The sequence below is a fragment of the Sulfurovum sp. AR genome, assembly GCF_000296775.1.
Lineage (GTDB): Bacteria > Campylobacterota > Campylobacteria > Campylobacterales > Sulfurovaceae > Sulfurovum > Sulfurovum xiamenensis.
On the sequence record NZ_AJLE01000002.1, the window covers coordinates 34395 to 50425 of the forward strand.

At 39.3% G+C, this 16031-nt stretch carries 18 protein-coding genes; 13 read left to right on the top strand and 5 right to left on the bottom strand.

The annotated features are described in order from the left end of the window. The first annotated feature begins 89 nt into the window (after window positions 1–89). From SULAR_RS01755 to SULAR_RS01765, 3 genes are read left to right on the top strand one after another with little or no spacing between them, the layout of a single operon-like run. A complete protein-coding gene (locus SULAR_RS01755) occupies window positions 90–1250 on the top strand; it encodes a hypothetical protein (RefSeq protein ID WP_008242360.1) in 1161 nt (386 codons plus the stop codon). Further along, window positions 1196–1774, top strand: coding sequence for a hypothetical protein (locus SULAR_RS01760; protein ID WP_008242361.1), 579 nt, complete (start codon window positions 1196–1198; stop codon window positions 1772–1774). Before SULAR_RS01755 ends, SULAR_RS01760 begins: the two co-directional genes overlap by 55 nt. A gap of 13 nt (window positions 1775–1787) precedes the next feature. Continuing rightward, window positions 1788–2069, top strand: a complete 282-nt coding sequence (locus tag SULAR_RS01765) for a hypothetical protein (protein ID WP_008242362.1) — start codon at window positions 1788–1790, stop codon at window positions 2067–2069. A gap of 7 nt (window positions 2070–2076) precedes the next feature. On the opposite strand, the gene murA is transcribed toward SULAR_RS01765, so the two are convergent. Next, complete coding sequence (gene murA, locus SULAR_RS01770; RefSeq protein WP_008242363.1) at window positions 2077–3345, bottom strand: UDP-N-acetylglucosamine 1-carboxyvinyltransferase; 1269 nt, start codon at window positions 3343–3345, stop codon at window positions 2077–2079. A 245-nt stretch (window positions 3346–3590) separates the two neighbouring features. On the opposite strand from murA, the gene SULAR_RS01775 reads away from it, so the two are divergent. From SULAR_RS01775 to SULAR_RS01785, 3 genes are all read left to right on the top strand, one after another. Further along, on the top strand, window positions 3591–4148 hold the full coding sequence (locus tag SULAR_RS01775; protein WP_008242364.1) for a hypothetical protein: 558 nt from the start codon (window positions 3591–3593) through the stop codon (window positions 4146–4148). Between the two features lie 86 nt (window positions 4149–4234). After that, entirely contained in the window at window positions 4235–4573 is a 339-nt protein-coding gene (locus SULAR_RS01780; RefSeq protein ID WP_008242367.1) for a hypothetical protein, read from the top strand. Beyond that, window positions 4574–6652, top strand: coding sequence for an ATP-dependent helicase (locus SULAR_RS01785; RefSeq protein ID WP_008242369.1), 2079 nt, complete (start codon window positions 4574–4576; stop codon window positions 6650–6652). Here the strand turns inward: SULAR_RS01785 and SULAR_RS01790 are convergent. The 4 genes from SULAR_RS01790 to SULAR_RS01805 form a co-directional block, all read right to left on the bottom strand. Further along, the gene (locus tag SULAR_RS01790) at window positions 6649–7398 is read right to left on the bottom strand and encodes an NYN domain-containing protein (RefSeq protein WP_008242373.1); all 750 of its coding nucleotides are present in this window, start codon (window positions 7396–7398) and stop codon (window positions 6649–6651) included. The two genes, SULAR_RS01785 and SULAR_RS01790, sit on opposite strands and share 4 nt — an antisense overlap. Window position 7399: 1 nt before the next feature. After that, window positions 7400–8005, bottom strand: a complete 606-nt coding sequence (gene rsmD, locus SULAR_RS01795; protein WP_008242375.1) for a 16S rRNA (guanine(966)-N(2))-methyltransferase RsmD — start codon at window positions 8003–8005, stop codon at window positions 7400–7402. A 24-nt stretch (window positions 8006–8029) separates the two neighbouring features. Further along, window positions 8030–9358 carry an SH3 domain-containing C40 family peptidase gene (locus SULAR_RS01800; protein ID WP_008242378.1) on the bottom strand — a complete coding sequence of 443 codons (1329 nt, stop codon included), beginning with the start codon at window positions 9356–9358 and terminating at the stop codon, window positions 8030–8032. A 69-nt stretch (window positions 9359–9427) separates the two neighbouring features. Beyond that, a complete protein-coding gene (locus SULAR_RS01805; protein WP_008242379.1) occupies window positions 9428–9961 on the bottom strand; it encodes a DUF2062 domain-containing protein in 534 nt (177 codons plus the stop codon). A gap of 117 nt (window positions 9962–10078) precedes the next feature. On the opposite strand from SULAR_RS01805, the gene SULAR_RS01810 reads away from it, so the two are divergent. The 7 genes from SULAR_RS01810 (at window position 10079) to SULAR_RS01840 (ending at window position 16027) form a co-directional block, all read left to right on the top strand. Further along, a complete protein-coding gene (locus tag SULAR_RS01810; protein WP_008242383.1) occupies window positions 10079–11014 on the top strand; it encodes a ribose-phosphate pyrophosphokinase in 936 nt (311 codons plus the stop codon). Between the two features lie 23 nt (window positions 11015–11037). Beyond that, window positions 11038–12849, top strand: a complete 1812-nt coding sequence (gene lepA, locus SULAR_RS01815; RefSeq protein ID WP_008242384.1) for a translation elongation factor 4 — start codon at window positions 11038–11040, stop codon at window positions 12847–12849. Further along, window positions 12849–13205, top strand: coding sequence for a hypothetical protein (locus SULAR_RS01820; RefSeq protein WP_008242385.1), 357 nt, complete (start codon window positions 12849–12851; stop codon window positions 13203–13205). Before lepA ends, SULAR_RS01820 begins: the two co-directional genes overlap by 1 nt. After that, window positions 13205–13651, top strand: a complete 447-nt coding sequence (locus SULAR_RS01825) for a hypothetical protein (RefSeq protein ID WP_008242387.1) — start codon at window positions 13205–13207, stop codon at window positions 13649–13651. Before SULAR_RS01820 ends, SULAR_RS01825 begins: the two co-directional genes overlap by 1 nt. A 108-nt stretch (window positions 13652–13759) precedes the next feature. Next, entirely contained in the window at window positions 13760–14548 is a 789-nt protein-coding gene (gene thiD, locus SULAR_RS01830; protein ID WP_008242392.1) for a bifunctional hydroxymethylpyrimidine kinase/phosphomethylpyrimidine kinase, read from the top strand. After that, window positions 14532–15152: a thiamine phosphate synthase gene (thiE, locus tag SULAR_RS01835; RefSeq protein ID WP_008242393.1), complete on the top strand. Its 621-nt coding sequence runs from the start codon at window positions 14532–14534 to the stop codon at window positions 15150–15152. The genes thiD and thiE overlap by 17 nt, the downstream gene beginning before the upstream one ends. Beyond that, window positions 15149–16027 carry an ABC transporter substrate-binding protein gene (locus tag SULAR_RS01840; protein WP_008242400.1) on the top strand — a complete coding sequence of 293 codons (879 nt, stop codon included), beginning with the start codon at window positions 15149–15151 and terminating at the stop codon, window positions 16025–16027. The genes thiE and SULAR_RS01840 overlap by 4 nt, the downstream gene beginning before the upstream one ends. The last annotated feature ends 4 nt before the right edge of the window (window positions 16028–16031 follow it).

Sequence of the window (16031 nt, forward strand, 5' to 3'; positions counted from 1 at the left end):
TCATATAGATTTCATACAAGTATCTTATAGTATGTTATACTATAAAAGCTCATATCAATATTTTGATTATAAAATAGAGGAATAATATAATGCGTTTAAAACATTTTTCAACATTATTAGTTGTTGTAGGAATAACGCTTACCGGTTGTGGTGGAGGTGGTTCAGCAGGTATAGATCCTAATATCCCACCAGCAGATATAGAGGTAAATATTACGATTACTGGTGACTATCAGGTTGAAAGTTTAGGCATTGCCAATACCATTAATGCGAATGTAGCTGTAGGAAATACAGCAAAAAGCCTTTACCTTGTTTTGAGTAATAATGGTACTACATCATATACTTCAACTATTACACATAATCCAAAAGCTATTGAAGTGTTACAAGCAAAAACTGTTTTACCAACTAATTTGGAAGAAAAACCGCGTATTCTTCATCACCCTCAATATGTAGAGGAGTTTAATCAACAACTAGGTACCTTGCTTTCTAAAGCAGAAGAAAATCAGTTTCAAGCAAAAACAATAGCTATACCTGAGAGAACGGAAGATGTTGCAGGTATCGATCCTAGTACAGGTACATTTTATCCTAGTTTAGACATGTCGGATCCTACTGAAGCGACTGCTAGATATGTTTCACCTATACCTATAAGTACTGATTTTGGAGATAAAACACTCAATATTTGGGTTTCAAATGACAGTTTTGATAGTGGTTCAGGATGTACCACAGACAAATGTGTGACACAAGATATGGTGAATGCACTGGCAGATACTTTTTTGAAAAGTGCTTCGGATAACGATATTTATGATTGGGTAACAAATATCTATGGGGAAGAGTGGGGAAATGATGCAGAAGCGAAATACAGTTATCTTATCTCAGACAATGATGAAATCACTATTTTATTGACAGATATAGATGATGATGGGCTACCAGCTTCTGGAGAAGGAAGGGTTGTAGGGTTCTTTTGGGCAAAAGACAACTTTGACAATAGTATATTTAGTGGATCCAATGAGAGAGTCATGTTTTATATAGATTCTGTTATGTTTGCTAATGGTGAATTGACATGGAGTATTGATGATACATGGCCTAAAGAAATAGTTTCCACACTTGCCCATGAATTTCAACATATGATTCACTATTACCAAAAAATATTTTACGTTATGCTAACATTAGTGATCAAACCGATACATGGATCAACGAAATGCTTTCTGAAAGTACGGAAGATATTATTGCTACAAAAATCGGACATAGTTTAGAGGGAAGATATCGAACTTTTAATGAAAATAATACACTCTCTTTAACTGCATGGAATAGCCAACTGGCAGATTATGCTAAAGTGAATGTATATGGAGCTTATCTTCTCAGAAACTATGGAGGGGCACAACTTCTTCATGACATTATGCATAATAGTTTTGATGATCAGCAAGCTGTAGTTGATGCTGTCAATAAATCACTTCAGGGATCAGGTAAAACATTTGCAGATCTTCTGAATGAATGGGGGGTTGCTATGATGCTTTCAGATCATGACAATTTAGTGGATACACCTGTATATAACATAGGTGCATTATTTGAAAGTGACAGTGTCTATGGGAATACACTATATTATATGAATTCTATAAACCTATTCACCTATACTCCACAGCCAATGATATACACAACATCTGGAACTGTTCAGCCACAGGGGAATTACTACTATAAAATTGGTGATAATGTAACAGGTGACATTAATATGAGTCTAGAGCTGAATGGTCAAACTGCAGTAACTTTAATTGCTAAATAGAAGAGAAAAGCAGATGAAAAAACTAATTATAATATTAACTTTCCTAGGATTTATAGGATGTGCACAGGATAATGTGATGGAGCTTGAGGGGAGGGTAGCTATGAAAGGATCTTCACCCCATACGTATTTGAGTATTAAAGACACGAAAACACAAACTAGTTATAAGATACAAAATCAAGCCAAGTTTGACCTGGAAAAAAAACAAAATCAAACTATTAAAGTCAAAGCAGTGCTTATCAAAGAATCGATAGGCCCTGGCTTTCCTGCAGTGATAGAGGTAGTAGAGGTCCAATAGAGCTTTTTTACTTACTCTCTTTCTTTCTCACGATATTTGCTCCCAGTGCAGCCAGTTTTCCTTCCAGGTTATCATATCCACGGTCTAGATGATAGATACGTCTCACATTGGTCGTACCCTCTGCAACAAGGGCAGCCAGAACAAGTGCAGAAGAGGCTCTGAGATCTGTTGCCATGACATCTGCACCATAGAGCTTATCCACACCTTTCACTGCTGCAGTACTCCCTTTGAGCCAGATATCTGCTCCCAGACGGTTCAGTTCACTGACATGCATAAAACGGTTTTCAAAGAGACGCTCTTCTATAAGGCTTTCACCTTCAGCCATGACTGCAAGTGCCATGAATTGCGCTTGCATGTCTGTAGGGAAGCCTGGATATTCAATCGTGATAAGATTGACAGGCTTGAGAGTAGAAGCAGGGTGGATAGTGATACTCTCATCACCCAGATCGAACGTACATCCCATATGTTCCAGTTTGTCTATAGATGCGCGTATATGTTTATGGTTGACGTTATGAAGGGTAATACTTGAATGTGTGATAGCTCCCGCACAAAGGTAGGTTCCTGCCTCTATACGGTCTGGAATGATCTCCACTGTGTTAAATGTAAGAGGCTGTCTGTCTGTACCTTCTATAATAAGTTCATCGGTACCAATACCTTCTATCTTTACGCCTGCATCACGTATCATTTCACAGAGTTGTACCACTTCTGGTTCTTTTGCCGCATTAATGATAGTGGTGGTTCCTCTAGCCAATGCAGCAGCCATCACGATATTTTCCGTACCACCTACTGTGATCTTGTCGAAGATGATCTTTGCCCCTTGAAGGCCATTGGGTGCTTCAGCACGAACATATCCACCTTTGATCTCTATATGTGCACCCATCTCTTCCAGTGCTTGAAGATGAAGGTCTATAGGACGCTGGCCGATTGCACAACCACCAGGTAGACTCACTTCACATTCACCAAATCTTGCAAGCAGAGGACCCAAAACCAAAATGGATGCTCTCATTTGAGAAACGATTTCATAGACTGCTTTGGTAGAGTTGATGCTGGCATTGTTGATATGTGCTACGGTATTATCATGTTCAACGTTACCTCCAAGCATCGTAAGAAGTTTAAGGAGCGTTCGGATATCTACTACATTAGGAAGGTTTGTTAATATGACCTCTTTGTCACTGAGTATAGTCGCAGCGATGATAGGAAGCGCAGCATTTTTAGCACCACTGATCGTCACATTTCCACTTAACTTTCTACCACCTACTATCTCTAAATAATCCATCCATCATATCCTCAAATTATATTTGAAAGATTTTACCTAAATCTCGATTAGAAGTGACCTATGGATAGAGGGGGTCAGCACTGTAATACTAGCCAATATTACACAATGTTTTTCTTTTTACATTAAAAAATAGAAAAATTAATATTATTCACTATTATTTAATCTAACTATAACGAGAAGTTCTGTACTATATTTAATAATATATACTCAAAAAGGGCTACAGGCCCACATTTTAAGGGAAAAGAATGTCGAGTAGTTTAGATAAATTAAAAGCGCTTACGAGTCGCTTGGAAGATAAAATCGAAGAAAAAGAAAAAAAGTCTTCGCTTGTATCGACTGAGCAAAAAGAAGTGCCAAAAACTCAAAAAAAACCACGGGTAAAAGCTGTTAGTAAAGCAGGTGAGAACTGTGACAATGTTCGTGAAGAGAATATTGTACGGGTCAAAGAGCTTTATGAAAAACTTAAAATATTTGAGAAGTCTCCAGACTTTGATAAGGTCTTTATGTATAAAGCGATGAACCTCTCTGGTATCGGTTTAAAAGAAGATGATTTTGGTGAAGTACGTGAGGGTAAATATATCCAGGTGATCGCTATTACTTATGAGCCGGATAAGTATGGAAAAAAGAAAGCGAAGAATATCTCTTTAGGATATTTCGGTAAAGCGGAGACCTTAGAGAATAAACGGAAAAATGAGATCATTGAGTTTGTTTTGCGATGGCGTTATGAAAAAGCCTTTCAAAATGTGGAGCATTATAAAGATCTCATATCACGTGTTGAAGTACCATCTGATACGCTCTTCTAAAATTTAGGGGAATTTACATTTCCCTAACGCTTCGCTAATCAAAAATTTGCTACAATCAACTTATAATTTTACTACATAGGATTGTTATGCATCTCGATCTTACACCTGAAGCACTATTGGCACAACTTGGTTATACAAAAACGGAACAAACACTCAAACAGATCAATGATATTATCAGTAATACAAAGAACTTTGATAAGTTTTCACAGCATATTCCTTCATTTAATGATGCTTTGGCTGTTGAAAAAGGTTTTATAGCTATGTCCAACTCGGAAGATCATTTAAAGATCAAATGTGATGAAGACAGTAGTGCAGATAACCTTTCTGCATTTACAGAACTGGTAAAACATTGGGCAGATAAATACAAACTGGAACTCAAACAGGTAGACAATAAAAATACGTACTACATCATCGGTCAGAAATAATTGCCTTTATCCTCTCTTAATAACGAGCAGCTTAGTGCTGCTACGGCACCTCTAGGACACAATCTTATCATTGCCAGTGCTGGTACAGGAAAAACCTCTACCATCGTTGGACGTATCGCACATATTTTACATCAGGGTACTGAACCTTCCAAGATATTGCTTTTAACCTTTACCAATAAAGCTGCAGGAGAGATGATCGCACGTCTTGAACGCTATTTTCCTAAAAAAATAGTCTCTAAGATCGAATCCGGAACTTTCCATGCCGTCTCGTACCGTTGGCTCAAAGAGATCTATCCGAATTTGGCACTGAAACAGCCTTCCGAGCTTAAAACACTTTTTAGAAGTATCTATGAAAAACGTAATTTTGAGCGCATGAACCTAAGTATGCAGCCATTTTCAGCCACCTACCTCTATGAGATGTACTCTTTGTATCAAAATGCATCTCTAGACGGCTTTGATACATGGTTTTTGGAGAAATACCCTGAACATGAAGCTGTCATGGATATCTATATGGATATCACTCAGGAGTTTGAAAAAGAGAAGATAGACTACGGGTTTGCTTCTTTTAATGACCTGCTGTTACGTATGAAGAGCCATTTGGAAGAGCACACGATAGCTTTTGAAGAGGTACTGGTGGATGAGTATCAGGATACCAATACACTTCAAAGTGCTCTTATCGATGTACTGAAACCCAAATCTCTTTTTTGTGTTGGGGATTATGATCAGAGTATCTATGCATTCAATGGGGCGAATATTGAGAATATTGCAACCTATTCAGAACGTTATAAAGATGCCAAGGTCTTTACATTGAAAACAAACTATCGTTCGACTGCACCTATACTCTCTTTGGCAAATCGTGTGATAGAACGTAATGAACGGATCTATCCTAAAACACTGGAAGTAGGACGTGATGTGAAGAGTTATCCACCTAAACTCTTGATGTATAATGATCTTTTTGAACAGTACCAGTCTATAGCAGAGGGTATTAAACGTACCCATGTACCTAATGACCAGATAGCTGTTATTTTCAGGAACAACTCTTCAGCCGATGGAGTGGAAGCAAGTCTGCGTGAATATGGTATCCCGTGTAAGCGTAAAGGCGGGACAAGTTTTTTTGATACCAAAGAGATAAAGTTTTTACTGGACCTTTTGGCACTGCTGGTCAATCCGAAAGATATGATGGCATTTATTCATGTGTTTGAGTATGCAAGAGGTGTGGGATCGGCACTCTCCAAAGAGTTTTTCCAGTCTTTTTTACATTTTGGGCAGGGAAATTTCATGCAGGGAGTACTCTATCCAAAGGTGCATGATCTGCCGAAGCTGAACCCCAACAAAAATGTTCAGCTGGGACTTTTCGATGATGACCAAGAGATAGGATCTGCTGCAAGGTTTAAACATATGGATCTAGATAGTGCGCTTTATAACCATCCGTTGCTTAAACATGCAAAACTCACGAATGACGGTATGGCATTTTTCAAAGATTTTTATATGCTGATGAAGTCTATACATCAGCTAGAGAAACCCTCTGATATTTTAAAGAACATTGTCGCTTCGAAACTTTATGCAGGGATCACAGAGCTCCTGTCAACACAAAGAGGACGACTCAAATCTGGTGAAGTCGATGAAGAAAAAAAGAAACAGGCGAAAGAACGTATACAGAGAAAAGCACATCTTCTGCTGGACCTTTCACGACAATACAATGAGTTGGCACGTTTTGTGAATGCCATGGTACTGGGTGGAAATGAACTCAGCGAAGGGGAGGGGATCAATCTACTGACCGTCCATGCAAGTAAAGGACTGGAGTTTCCGGAAGTCTATGTCATTGACCTGGTAGATGGAAGATTCCCGAACAGGAAGATGATGTCAAGTATCGAAGAGGAACGCCGGTTGTTTTATGTTGCGGTAACACGTGCTAAAGACAGACTGTATCTCTCTTTGGCAAAATTTGACAGAGTGAAAAAAATAGACTACAAACCTTCACAGTTTTTACATGAAGCAGGGCTTGTTAAAGGGGAATTTGTAGAACCTGAAACCAAAGATAAAAAAGAGAAGAAAGAGACGAAAGAACCTACGGTTTAGTGGTACCTTTTATCTCTGATACTCATTTGTTTAGTACCTTCATCGACATAGATATCAAACAGGTCGATCTCATCTATCAGATTACTTAGTTTTTTGTATCCGAAGTTGATAGGTGAAAAGGAAGTAGAATTATTAATATATTGGCCTATATCAGCAAGATTTGCCCATCCATCCTCATCCATGGTCTGTTCAACTGCTGTTCTTAGTACATTGACCAGCCAGGTATCTTGCCTCATCTCTTTACCAGATTGACGTACAGGTGCCTGTATAGTATCAACACTCTCGGTACTATGGGTTATGTTTGTCATAAGCTTTTCAGTAAAGATAAATTGTGAACATGCTGCCATGAAGGGTTTAGGGGTTTTCTTCTCCCCAAATCCATAGACCCTGATACCTTCAGCTTGTACACGCATGACCACAGGTGTAAAGTCAGAGTCACTCGTAGCAAATGCAAAAGCATCAATGTCTTTGGTGTGAAGCAGATCTATGGCATCTATCGTCATAAGAATATCTGTGGCATTTTTGTTTTTAGAGTAATCAAACTGTTGTATAGGTTTAATGGCGAACTCTAAGAGTTTGTCTTCCCAGTTCTTAAGATTGTCTTTTGTCCAGTTACCATAGGCTTGACGAATGTTTACGACCCCGTATTTACTCAGCTCATTGATAATACCTTCTATGGAACGGTGTGAGATATTATCACAGTCTATAAACAATGCGATGTGGTCTTCAGTTTTACTTTTTGCCATGTCACTCCTTTGGTTTGTAATAGGTCATAGTGCTTCTGCCAAACTTTTTACGTTTCATCAACTCCAATGCACCTATCTTCTCTGGCATATCCAGGCTTGTCATATGCTCTACAATGACCATTTCAGCCACTTCAGGTTCAATACCTTCTATGAGTGCAATCGTTTTATCATAGATGTCATCCATGCCATCACGGGTAGAGAAGGGAGGATCAAAGTAAAAATAGGTCTTTTCTTTGCTTTGTTTGACGATATCATAGACAGTGGAGAACTTTTCAAAACTGTCACCGTAGAAAAGATGACACTTAGATGGATCGACACGTTTTACATTGCCTTCCAGACACCGAAAAGCTGTTCTGTTGTACTCCATAAAATAACATTGTCCTGCACCACGGCTTAATGCTTCCAGCCCTATGGAGCCTGAACCTGCAAAGACTTCAACAAAGTTCTTGTCAATAATATCAAATTGTAAGGTATTAAAAAGGGATTCTTTTAAGATACCTTTTGAGCTTCGCGTTGTAAAGATATCTGGTATCTCTATTTTTTTGCCTTTATGTGTACCGGCAGTGATGGTGGTGGTAAATATTTTGATTTTCTCTTTTGATCTCATGGTATGAGTGTATCCAAATATGCGTTAAAAATTGACTATAGTTTGAAGCGTATTGATCAACTTACTCTCTTCTTTGATATCGGCACGCTCTTTCCCCGGTTCAGTACTGGTAATGATAGTACGGGCAGTGATGAGTTTAGTCAAGTCCTTCTTACGTATACCCCAGTAGGTATGCATAATAACAGGCTCGCCTTTATATTCACCCAGATAGAGTACGACATGTCCAGGGACATAGAGCAGGGATCTAAAAGGCTCAGCATCTTTGATGATCTTCTGCTTTTTTGTCATTTTTGCAAGACCTTTGATGGAGATACTCTCTCCATCTTCCGCCTGTTTACTGGAGTTTCGACGTAAGAAGATACCAAATGCACCTAAAAAGTCTCTGGTTGTTGCAGAACAGTCACGACACTCATAACTTCCACCCCACCCATACGGTTCGCCATAAAACTCTTTGGCCAGCATTCCTACATTTTTAGCCGTAAAAGGCAGCGGCTTCTTTGCGATGAGAGACGGATTATTTACGTTGACCTTTTCAATATGAGCTCTGCCTTTAGAATCACGTGAAGCTACCATATAGGTTTGGTCTTCTGAGATGGGGAAGAGGGCACCCAGTTTCACGATAGAGATATCTTTATTCCCGTCGTAAAGACGGAGATTGTCTTTGATGACCATGGCATACCTATCATTTTTAAACGTTTTGATGAAATCAGCACTTACCAGTGCCAGGTCAGATGTTTTGACCCAACCAAAGGCGTAGGATGCCCTTACAAAAGCCCAACGTTTATCCTTGGAAAAATGGGAGATGTAAAGGGGAACATTAATGTGCAGTGCAGAATTTTGATTATAGTCAAAAGGAAATCCTTCACCGGTTTTTTTAGGGTCTCTAAAAAAAGAAGATGTTGTAGGAAGCGCTTTGACATTAGTGCGACGTATAGTAATGGCTTTATATTTTTTAGTATTAATATGTTCATAATCAGCATTTTCTATCCATTTGTTATACACTCTAGCCGGTATAATGGCCCCTTTGGCTTTATAGATGGGCTTTTTTGTGATAAATCTGATCTCCCAGCCAAAGTCTTTTTCAGGGATATCCAATGCACTTAAACTCCATGGTTCGAAGTATTTTTCGTTAAATTTGTCATCGAACTCTTTTTGTTTACTTTTGGAAAAAGGTTTGATCTGATCCGCATAATATGCAGGATCCTGAGGGATCTGCTTCATATCTGCCACTCTGTTTTTAGGCATACGGTCTATTTTGCTTTTTATCCGTTTACTCTCTTTGAGTACATACTCAGCATGTAAGCTCGAAAAAGAACCAAGAAGAAGGAAGAGGAGGGTTAGTTTTCGATACATTTTTTCTTTCTTTTTTGTTTAATCATATGATAGTTTGGTTAATGGTTGGTTTATATCTGTGTTCAAAAGTTAGTCTTCTGGAGGATGAGATTTTTTACTGTTTCTTTTACGTCTTTTTTGTTTTCGCTCTTTGTTTTCCGTATGTACGGACTTCACCCAGAGCCTGTTAAGTACCACATAGATAATACCTGTAACAATGACGGAGTAGAATGCGGTCCCCACATAAAGTGGCACCAGTATATCATCAAAATGTTCACTGAACCATGACATGGTCAATTCTATATCTTCAAGACCTTCACGCCCCAGGATAAAGTTCCCCGTCAGGTACTCCATATAATACATAGGAGGCATGGTAAAAGGATTGCTTAGCCAAACCATGGAGATCGCTATGGGCACATTAAATCGGATAAAAGGTGTGGTAGCCATGACAGCAAGCATTTGCATCGGCATAGGGATAAAGCCCCAAAAAAGTCCTACAGCTACACCTCTGGTCACCATCCGTCTGTTTACAGCAAAATAAGCTTTGGGTAAATTGTATTTTTCTAAGAATGCATCTATTTTATTGCTGCCAGAAGGCTTTTTTTTAAAAACTTTTCGTATCATTTATATCTATAGTTCCAATTAGTATCTGGCTTAGTGTAATACCCGGGAGCTTTAAATCACCTTTTTATCAACTTTTGTGTAAAATACGCGTAATAAAATAGTCACAAAGGTACAATTATGAGTGGATATATGATTTTTTCCGGAACATCAAACCCTGAACTCGCTGAAGAGATAGCAGCTTACCTGGAAATGCCTCTTTCCAAGGCAAATATTAACCGTTTTTCTGATGGTGAGATATCTGTACAGATCGCAGAAAGTGTCCGTGGTAAAGATGTATTTATCATCCAGCCTACCTCTGCTCCTGCGAACAGTAATTTGATGGAACTTCTTATCATGACAGATGCACTGAAGCGTTCTTCTGCAAAGTCTATTACGGCTGTTGTACCTTATTACGGTTATGCAAGACAAGACAGAAAAGCTGCACCAAGAGTACCTATCTCTGCAAAGCTTGTAGCAAACCTTATGGAGACTTCGGGTATCACTCGTATGGTTACTGTGGACCTTCATGCTTCTCAGATACAAGGATTTTTTGATATCCCTGTAGACAATTTGTACGGTGCTATTTTATTTATGGATTACATTAGAGCGAAGAATTTTGAAAACCCTGTCATCGCTTCTCCTGATATAGGTGGTGTGGCAAGAGCAAGATACTTTGCCAATAAACTAGGTCTGGATATGGTGATCGTTGATAAGAGACGTGAAAAAGCCAATGAGAGTGAAGTGATGAATATCATCGGTAATGTTGAAGGTAAAGATGTGATCCTCATTGATGATATGGTCGATACTGCCGGAACAATGGTGAAAGCCGCATCTGCACTTAAAAAACTCGGTGCGACTTCGGTCATGGCATGTTGTACACACCCTGTACTTTCAGGACCTGCCTATGAGCGTATCGAAGAGGGAGAGCTTGATGAACTTGTGGTTGCCAATACGATCCCTATGGCAAAACCGTCCAAGAAGATCAAAATGCTTTCAACAGCCTCTATGCTGGGTGAAGTGATCCGTAGAGTACATAATAACGAGAGTGTAAACTCTCTGTTCGAAACGAACTAGTAAGTAAAAATACAAGGAATGTAATGGCCAAACCAGTACCACAGAAGAATATCCGTAATTTTTCTATTATCGCACATATTGACCATGGAAAGTCGACACTTGCAGACAGGATCATACAAGAGTGTGGGGCGGTTTCAGACAGAAAGATGTCTGCACAAGTGATGGATACGATGGACATAGAAAAAGAACGTGGTATTACCATTAAAGCGCAATCTGTACGTCTTGACTATGTAAAAGATGGTGAACATTACATCCTCAACCTTATTGACACTCCGGGCCATGTGGATTTCTCTTATGAAGTGAGCCGATCTCTGGCATCATGTGAAGGTGCACTGTTGATAGTGGATGCTGCACAGGGGGTTGAAGCACAGACGATCGCCAATGTCTATATCGCTATAGAGAATGATCTTGAACTTTTACCGGTCGTCAACAAGATCGACCTTCCTGCAGCCGATCCGGACAGGGTATTGAATGAACTGGAAGAGGCGATAGGTATCGATGCGACTGAGCATAATCTTGTGTCAGCCAAGACGGGTGTTGGAGTCAAAGACCTTATAGATGCTATCGTAGATCGTGTCCCTGCACCACAAGGTGATGAGAATGCACCAGCTAAAGCACTTATTTACGATAGCTGGTTTGACAATTATCTAGGAGCCTTGGCATTGGTACGTGTCTTTGAAGGAAGTATCAAAAAGAGACAAAATATTAAGATCATGGGAACAAAAGAGGAACATCAGGTACTTGATCTGATGTATCCTAACCCTATCGCACCGATAAAAACAGATGAGATCCGTACGGGTGAAGTGGGTATTGTTGTCACCGGACTTAAAACCGTTGAAGGCCTACAGGTTGGTGATACTATTACTGATGCCAAAAATCCTACTGCTAAAGCAATTGGAGGTTTTGAACCCGCTAAACCGTTTGTTTTCGCAGGTATCTATCCTATAGAGACCGATAAGTTTGAAGACCTGCGTGATGCACTGAACAAACTCAAACTCAACGACTCCTCATTGAGCTTTGAACCGGAGAGTTCTATGGCACTGGGCTCCGGGTTTAGAACAGGTTTCCTTGGAATGTTGCACATGGAAGTGGTGAAAGAGCGTTTGGAACGCGAATTTAACCTTGAACTTATCGCGACTGCACCTACGGTTGTCTATAAGGTCAAACAAACCAACGGTACTGAAATTGAGATACAAAATCCAAGCGAGCTTCCTGAACCGCAGAAGATAGATACGATCTATGAGCCATATGTAAAAGCGACGATACTTACACCTCAAGAGTACGTAGGTAATCTTATCAAACTACTGAATGACCGTCGTGGTCTTCAGGTAAAGATGGATTACCTGAATGAAACACGTGTGCTTATGGAGTATGATATCCCTATGAATGAGATCGTGATGGACTTTTATGACAAACTGAAGTCTATTACCAAAGGGTATGCAAGTTTTGACTATGAACCTATCGGATTTAGACCAGGTAATCTTGTAAAGCTTGATATACGTGTTGCGGGAGATATAGTGGATTCACTCTCTATCATCGTTCCTGAAGAGAAAGCTCGAACAAGAGGACTTGCCTTTGTTGCACAGCTCAAAGAGCTTATTCCAAGACAGCTTTTTGAAGTCGCTATCCAGGCGAGTATCGGAAACAATATAATTGCCCGCTCCAATGTCAAATCTATGGGTAAAAACGTGACGGCAAAATGTTATGGTGGAGATATCACACGTAAAAGAAAGCTTTTAGAGAAACAGAAAGCAGGAAAAAAACGTATGAAATCCATCGGTTCTGTGGAAGTACCGCAAGAGGCATTTATGGCTGTATTGAAGTTAGACAGCTAATGACACTTATCCCTGTAGAAGAAGATCAAAAGACCATCTCCGGACGTTTCAGAAAAGCAAACTCCTTTGCTTTTCTTGATGAGGGACAGATCTTTGTACAGGAAAACCCCCATAAAACGTCAAAATCACCAGAATTTTTTGAATATTTTAACACATTGAACATAGATAGGATCTATATCAAAGAGTTGGGGTACAAAACGTTCCTGAAACTTCTAGAACTGGGTGTAGAAGTTTATCTGGTACAAGAGGCAGACAGATGGAACCGTATCAAGCCTGACAGTTTGCTTTTATTAACTATGGATAATGCAAAAGAATATTGTTCGTTAGGCCATCATAACAAAGAGGCTAGAAAGTAGTGGGCTGGGCATTACACCTACACCTTGTGGCAGCTATTGCATGGATAGGTGGTGCATTTTTCATGTTCATGCTGGGTGTGAGTCTAAGAAAAAAAGAGGACCAGGATGCTGTATATCCGCGTATAGGTCCTATCTATGGGTATTTTGAGACTGCAGCACTGATCATTCTGCTTACTACAGGGTATCTGATGATCTCCAGCAATGGTTTGTTAGATATACTTTTTTCAAACCTCTCCAATGAAGTGATCGATGCATTGCGTATGAAGCTCTATATAGTAGCCGTCATTGTATTACTTACCGTGATACATATGGCTATTTCTTTGAAGACCCTGCACAGAGAAAAAACACCTTTACAGCGTCTTTTCTCAAAAGGTTCATCGATGGGAATTTTTCTTTTGAACCTTATTGTTCTGCACTATGCGATGGTACTTCGAGACATACTTTGATCTCCAAACTCCCCTAATTTTTTCATTTATTTCATTGAACTGACATTTTTACACTACTAAAAGTATCCTACGTTTTATATACTCCTAAATATAAATCAAGGAGTGAATATGAAAGTAGTATTGAGTATTGCCGGTTCTGACAGTAGTGGCGGTGCAGGTATTCAAGCGGACTTAAAGACATTTGAAGCTTTTAATGTGTTCGGTACCACAGCGATCACAGCTCTGACAGCACAAAATACCACAGGTGTTGAACAGATCGTGGGTATGGATGCAGCATTTGTCAAGAAACAGATTGAAATGGTATTGAACGATTTTGATGTAGCTGCGATCAAGATCGGTATGCTTTTCAATAAAAAGATCATAGATGCTGTGTGTGAGATGATACAGGACCTTAGTATCCCCATCGTGCTTGATCCTGTCTCTATCTCTAAAGCAGGTTCCCCATTGATTGAAGATGATGCTTTAAGTGCTATGAGATCTCTTTTTGATCATGTGACACTGATCACACCCAATCATCATGAGGCCTATGAATTCTTTGGATATATAGATGGAGATACAAAATCCCTTGAAATGATCCAGAGTCTTAATACACCGGTACTGATCAAACATCATGTGGTTGAATCTACTGAAGGAAGCTTCAGTGTGGACCAACTCTATTTTCAGCGTCAAAAACGTCTGTTTCAGTCACCGCTCATAGAAACCTCAAATTTACACGGTACAGGATGCTCTTTTTCAAGTGCGATCACAGCAAATCTTGCATTAGGGCATTCTCTTGAGAAATCGATCTCCATTGCAAAAAGTTTTATTGCACATGGTCTAAGAGAGGCTCCTGGCATTGGAAATGGACCGGGCCCTATACATCATAAAAAAGGAGGAGAATATGCAGCGATCGCTTAATGGTCTCTATGTGATCACAGATGAGTACCTTACACCAGATGAAACTGTACATAGTTATGTTGAAGATGCCCTTATCGCAGGAGCTTCTATCGTACAATATAGAAACAAAACAAAATCAGATGAAGAGGTAGAAGAAGTATGTCGAATACTTCAATCACTTTGCAGCAGTCATAACGTGTCTTTCATTATAGATGATCGTCCACATTTAGCAGCGAAGATAAATGCTGATGGTCTGCATATCGGTAAAGATGATATGCCTATTGAAGAGGCGAGGAAAATTTTCCCCAAAGGTATCATAGGGGTATCATGTTACGGAAGTATTCGTAAAGCCAGAGAGGCTCAGCAGGAGGGTGCGGACTATGTAGCATTTGGATCATTTTTTGCATCGCCCACAAAACCTCACTCAGGTATTATTTCCCTAAATGTATTGCACAAAGCAAAAGAAGCAATTGATATACCTATCTGTGCCATTGGTGGGATTTCCCAAACAAATATAGGACAAATTGCAGCCACACAGACAGACATGATCTCTGTTGTAAGTGCAGCATTTAAAGGTAATACAAAAGAAAACGTATCGAATTTAATAAAAGGAATGAAAATATGAAACTGAAACTCGCTTTTGAATGGTTTTTAAACCCAGATCACTTACCCTTTTTGGTAGGGTTACACAAAGGTTATTTTGAAAATTATGGTCTAGACCTTGAACTCATTGTACCAGATGAGCATTATGATGGACTGGATGAACTCATTGAAGGGAATATCCAGTTCGCAACCAACGAACCACTGCATCTTATAGAACAGTTTGATGAGAAATTCCTTTCATTAGGTACCTATTTTGAAACCAAAGGTGGTGTTTTACTTAAAAAAGAGACGTATGAAAAAGTGAAGAATGGTGAAATGATCACCATAACCACGCCTGTATCAAACGATGTGACCAATACTATAGGATATGAGATCATCCGTCGCTACTTTGAGAAAGAAGGTATTGATGTATCTAGAGGACAGGTACACTTTGAACCTAATGGATTTGAACATATCAAGTATATGAAAGAAGGTGCAGATGGTGGATGGCTCTACTTCTATAATTTTGAAGGGATAGAGGCACAGCATGAAGGAATGGATCTGCTCTATCTCGACGCTCAAACTTCAGGTTTTGCAAATTTCAGTGCACTGGATTTGTTTGTCAATAAAGACTTTTACCATGCCAACGAAAAAGTATGTAAAGATTTTGATGCAGCAGTCAAAGAATCCATCAGGTTTATGAACGCAAACCCAAAAGAGGCAATGGATATCTACTATGATCATACCAAAGAAGCTAAATCAGCACTTATGGATGATATACTAAGAGCAACATTAGAATGTTTTGATGAAAATTATAGTTCAAATTATGCACAGTCTTTACCTATTTTGGAATTTTTTAGAGAGATAGGCATCACAGCATTAGATGATGAGCGATTCAAAACAGCTTTTTTACACTAAAGGG